Origin of the sequence: Methylobacterium sp. WL116, from assembly GCF_008039455.1 — a bacterium.
Lineage (GTDB): Bacteria > Pseudomonadota > Alphaproteobacteria > Rhizobiales > Beijerinckiaceae > Methylobacterium.
Map to the genome: position 1 here is coordinate 1 of NZ_VRUV01000363.1, position 4,688 is coordinate 4,688.

A 4,688-nucleotide genomic window follows, 5' to 3' on the forward strand; every position below is an offset into this window, starting at 1 on the left:
GCGCAGGAGGCGGCCACGCTCCGGCTCGCGGCCGACGACATTCCCGAGCCGACGGCTTTGGACCGCATCGCGCTCGACCCTCGCGACCGCATCGGCGACCGGCGCTTCACGGACGTGGCGTCGCCCGAGGCCGACATCGTCGCCGAGCGGGAGCCGCGCACCGACCCGGTCGGCGCCATCCTCGACGCGCTGCCCGAAGCGATCCTGGCGAGTTTTCGCGAGGAGCAGGAGCGGGTGCGCCTCGCCGCGGAGACCGAAGCCGCGTCGGATGCCCAGGACGCCCCGGAGCGCCGGCGTCTGGCGGCCTGACCGCCGGGGTTGCGAAGCGCCGGCTCCCGCCGACAGGGTCCGGGATCCAGAGCCGCCGAGGGTGCCAAGCCGAATTCCGACCTGCGGTTCTCGATTCGAGGCTCGCCTTCTGCGCCCCGGGCTGACGGGAAAGATTTCGGCGGAGGGCGTCACGAGACGCATCATCTCGATGCCCTGACCGGAAGCGGGCCGGGCGGTGTCCACGGCGGACGCGCGTGCCCGCCATCGCCCGCCGCAGCCTTGTCGCGCGCGGACCGATGCTGCAAAGCGTGCCCGTCCGCACGACCCGAGCCAGCCCATGCACGACATCCGCGCCATCCGGGACAACCCGGAAGCCTTCGACCGCGACCTTTCCCGTCGCGGCCTCAGCCCGCTCTCGGCCGAGCTGATCGCGCTGGACGACGCCCGCAAGGCGGCCGTCTCGGCGGCGCAGGAGAACCAGGAGCGCCGCAACGCGCGGGCCAAGGAAATCGGCGCCGCCAAGAAGGCGAAGGACGAGGCCCGCGCCGCCGCGCTGATGGACGAGGTCGCCGGCCTCAAGGAGGCCGCGCCCGCTCTGGAGACGGCGCAGTCCGAGGCCGCCAAGGCCCTCGACGACCGGCTCGCCGCGATCCCGAACCGGCCCAAGGCCGACGTGCCCGAGGGCGCCGACGAGCACGGCAACGTCGAATACCGGCGCTTCGCGTCCGCGCGTGAAACGCTCACCGAGGGCCGCCAGCATTTCGAGCTCGGCGAGGCCTTGGGCCTGATGGATTTCGAGACCGCGACCAAGATCTCCGGCTCGCGCTTCGTCGTGCTCAAGGGCCAGATCGCCCGGCTGGAGCGGGCGCTCGGGCAGTTCATGCTCGATCTTCACACGCAGGAGCACGGCTATCTCGAGGTCGCGCCGCCGATCCTGGTGCGCGACGAGGCGATGTTCGGCACGGCGCAGCTGCCGAAGTTTCGCGATGACCAGTTCGCCGTTAATGACGGTTCGACCATTGAAGACATTCGTCGCAGCGTTGGTTCGATCATTGCCGTCGCGGGCCATCAACGCGAAGCAACCGACTTCATTTCGGGCGGAGTTCAAGATTGGCTTGACCAGAGTTCGCGCTGGCTCATCCCCACAGCCGAAGTCCCGCTCACCAACCTCGTCCGCGAATCCATCCTAGCGGAAGACGAGTTGCCGCTCCGCTTCACGGCCCTGACCCCCTGCTTCCGTGCGGAGGCCGGGGCGGCCGGGCGCGACACCCGCGGGATGCTGCGGCAGCACCAGTTCAACAAGGTCGAGCTGGTCTCGATCACCGCGCCGGAGAAGTCGGCGGACGAGCACGAGCGCATGCTGGCCTGCGCCGAGACGGTCTTGAAGAAGCTCGACCTGCCGTTCCGCACGATGACCCTGTGCACCGGCGACATGGGCTTCGCCAGCCAGAAGACCTACGACATCGAGGTCTGGATGCCGGGCCAGAAGACCTTCCGCGAGATCTCGTCCTGCTCGGTCTGCGGCGATTTTCAGGCGCGACGGATGAATGCCCGGTACCGTAAGGACGGCAAGCCCGCCTTCGTGCATACCCTGAACGGCTCGGGCGTCGCGGTCGGCCGTGCGCTGATCGCGGTGATGGAGAACTACCAGAACCCGGACGGCAGCGTCACGATCCCGTCCGTGCTCGCGCCCTACATGGGCGGCCTCAACCGGATCGAAGGACCACGCCCGTAATGCGCATTCTCGTCACCAACGACGACGGCATCCACGCGCCGGGCCTGGAGACGCTGGAGGGCATCGCCCGGACGCTCTCCGACGACGTCTGGGTGGTGGCGCCCGAGACAGACCAATCCGGCGTCTCGCACTCGCTGTCGCTGAACGACCCCCTGCGCCTGCGCCACATCGCGGAGAAGCGCTTCGCGGTGAAGGGCACGCCCTCCGATTGCGTCATCCTCGGCGTGCGCCACATCCTGGCCGACCACGGCCCGGATCTCGTGCTGTCGGGCGTCAACCGCGGCCAGAACGTCGCCGAGGACGTGACCTATTCCGGCACCATCGCCGCCGCGATGGAGGGCACGATCCTCAACGTGCGCTCGATCGCGATGTCGCAGGCCTACGGGATCGGCGGCCGCGGCAACCTGAAATGGCAATGCGCCGCCCATCACGGGCCGATCGTGGTGAAGAAGATCCTCGAGACCGGCATCGAGCCGGGCATCGTGATCAACGTCAACTTCCCCGATTGCGAGCCGGAGGAGGTCGCCGGCATCGCCGTGGCGGCGCAGGGGCAGCGCAACCAGGCGCTGCTCGCCATCGACGCGCGCACCGACGGGCGCGGCAACCCATATTTCTGGCTCGCCTTCGCCAAGGCCCGGTTCGAGCCGGGCAACGGCTCCGACCTGAAGGCGATCGCCGAGAAGCGCATCTCGGTGACGCCGCTGCGCCTCGACCTCACCGACGAGCCGACGCTGACGCGCTTCGCCCAGGCCTTCGCGGAGTAGGCGGATCCCGCAGCCGCGGCGGTTCTGAATTCCGGGCTCGCCTGCGGCGCTTCGCAACGACGGGGCCGAAAGCGGACAGCCTCTCGGGGGCGACCGCATCCCGAACCGGAGACTCGCCCGATGAGCCTCGTCCTGATCCCCGGATACATGGCCGATGCCAGCCTGTGGGACGACATGGCCGAGGCGCTGGCGCCCGCAGGCCCGATCCACCATGCGAGCCTCGCCCACGACGACACGATCCCGGCGATGGCGCAGCGGCTGCTCGCCGAGGCGCCGGCGCGCTTCGTGCTCGTTGGGTTCTCGATGGGCGGCTACGTCGCCCGCGAGGCGGCGCGGCTCGCGCCGGAGCGGGTGCGGGGGCTTGTGCTGATCGCGACCTCGTCGCGATCCGACTCGCGCAAGCAGGCGGTCGCCAAGCGCCTCGCCATCGAGGGCGTCGAGACCGGCCACTTCGGCGGCCTGAGCCGGGCGGCGGCGGCCGCCTCGGTGCATCCGGACCGGGCCGGGGACGCGGCCCTGATCGAGCGCATCCGGGCGATGGGGCAGCGCCTCGGGCGCGAGGCCTTCCTGCGCCAATCCCGGCTCGAGCGGGTCGGCGATGCGGATCGGCTCGGTGCGCTCGGCTGCCCGACGCTGGTGATCGCGGCGGGCCGGGACCGCCTGCGCAGCATCGCGGAATCGGAGGAGCTGCGCGACGGCATCCCCGGCGCGACGATGGCGGTGGTCGCGGATGCCGGCCACATGCTGCCGCTCGAGGCGCCGGACGCGCTGGCCGCGCTCATCCTCGCCTGGATCGGCGACCTGCCGCCATGACCGGAAGCGACGTGGACGCGATCGACGACCAGGTCGGCGCGAGCTTGAGCGGCCATGCCGGCCTCGGCGGGGCGATCGAGAACGCCGCCTTCGTGCTGGCCCTGCGCGGGCGCGGCACCCGCGACACGGCGGTGCTGCGGGCGATGGAGCAGGTGCCGCGCGCCGCGTTCGCCCCCGCCGCGTATCGCCACCTCGCCCGGCGCGACCTTTCCCTGCCGCTGCCCTGCGGCGCGGCGATGACCGCACCGAGCACGGTGGCGACGATGCTGACGCTGCTGAAGGTCGAGCCCGGAATGCGGATCCTCGAGATCGGGACCGGGTCCGGCTACGTCACGGCGCTGCTGCTGCAACTCGGCGCCGGCGCGGTGACGAGCCTGGAGCGCTACGCGACGCTGGCCGGGCAGGCGAGCGCGAACCTCGCAGGGCGCGCCCGCGTGCTCCAGGGCGACGGCCTCGCCGACACCGCGGGGGGCGGCTACGACCGCATCCTGGTCCACGGTGCGGTCGCGGAGCAGCCCGCATCCTGGGCCGCGGCGCTGAAGCCCGGCGGCCGCCTCGTCGCCGGATCGGAGGGCGGGCTGATGGCGGCCACGCATGGCGGGCAGGGCCTCGTCGTCGAGCCGGGACCGCGCCTGCGCCTCGCGCCGCTGGTGCCCGGACGAGCCGCCGCGCTTTAACCAATCGCGCTCGCCGCTCCGCCTGCGGTAAGCATTCCTAAGCAGCGATCCCGAGAGCGAAATGGTGCTCGCGCGGCCGTGAACGTGGTGAACGGGAACGGTTGTTTAACCTGAATCCGGCTTTCATGGGCTCATCAAGTTGCGTCAGGCAAACGGGTGCGTCGATGCGGGTTCGCGGGACTGGTCGGAGGATGAAGACGCTGTCGCGCTTCGCTCTCATCGGAGTTATCGGCAGCGGTGCTGCCGCCTGCTCGTCGGACGCATCGCGTCTCGACAGCCCCTTCACCAACCCGTTCGCGTCGAACATGGCGAGCGAGCCGGCGGCGACGGGCAGCCTGCCGGACATGCCGTCGGCGCCGCCGATCCGCACCGGCCGGATCCAGTCCGAGGCGCTCGGCGCGCCGACGGCGATCTCGCCCCGGCCCGGCC

The 4,688-nt window shown here is 71.2% G+C and carries 4 protein-coding genes and 2 pseudogenes; all 6 read left to right on the forward strand.

The window, feature by feature from the left end; translation table 11 throughout:
• Nucleotides 1–309 (forward strand): annotated as a pseudogene (locus FV223_RS30660) (hypothetical protein); the annotation flags it as partial.
• A 298-nt stretch (nt 310–607) separates the two neighbouring features.
• Nucleotides 608–2,005: a serine--tRNA ligase gene (gene serS, locus FV223_RS20445; protein WP_147728725.1), complete on the forward strand. Its 1,398-nt coding sequence runs from the start codon at nt 608–610 to the stop codon at nt 2,003–2,005.
• The gene (gene surE, locus FV223_RS20450) at nt 2,005–2,769 is read left to right on the forward strand and encodes a 5'/3'-nucleotidase SurE (protein ID WP_147728726.1); all 765 of its coding nucleotides are present in this window, start codon (nt 2,005–2,007) and stop codon (nt 2,767–2,769) included. Before serS ends, surE begins: the two co-directional genes overlap by 1 nt.
• Before the next feature lie 120 nt (nt 2,770–2,889).
• Nucleotides 2,890–3,582 (forward strand): alpha/beta fold hydrolase, encoded by a 693-nt coding sequence (locus FV223_RS20455; protein ID WP_147728727.1) that lies wholly within the window; start codon nt 2,890–2,892, stop codon nt 3,580–3,582.
• Nucleotides 3,579–4,259, forward strand: a complete 681-nt coding sequence (locus FV223_RS20460; RefSeq protein WP_147728728.1) for a protein-L-isoaspartate O-methyltransferase — start codon at nt 3,579–3,581, stop codon at nt 4,257–4,259. The genes FV223_RS20455 and FV223_RS20460 overlap by 4 nt, the downstream gene beginning before the upstream one ends.
• A 191-nt stretch (nt 4,260–4,450) precedes the next feature.
• Nucleotides 4,451–4,688, forward strand: a pseudogene (locus FV223_RS20465) (peptidase M23); the annotation flags it as partial.

Coding starts and splice junctions, on each gene's coding strand:
- serS (WP_147728725.1), top strand. CDS start 608: ATGCACGACATCCGCGCCATCCGGGACAACCCGGAAGCCTTCGACCGC.
- FV223_RS20455 (WP_147728727.1), top strand. CDS start 2,890: ATGAGCCTCGTCCTGATCCCCGGATACATGGCCGATGCCAGCCTGTGG.
- FV223_RS20460 (WP_147728728.1), top strand. CDS start 3,579: ATGACCGGAAGCGACGTGGACGCGATCGACGACCAGGTCGGCGCGAGC.
- surE (WP_147728726.1), top strand. CDS start 2,005: ATGCGCATTCTCGTCACCAACGACGACGGCATCCACGCGCCGGGCCTG.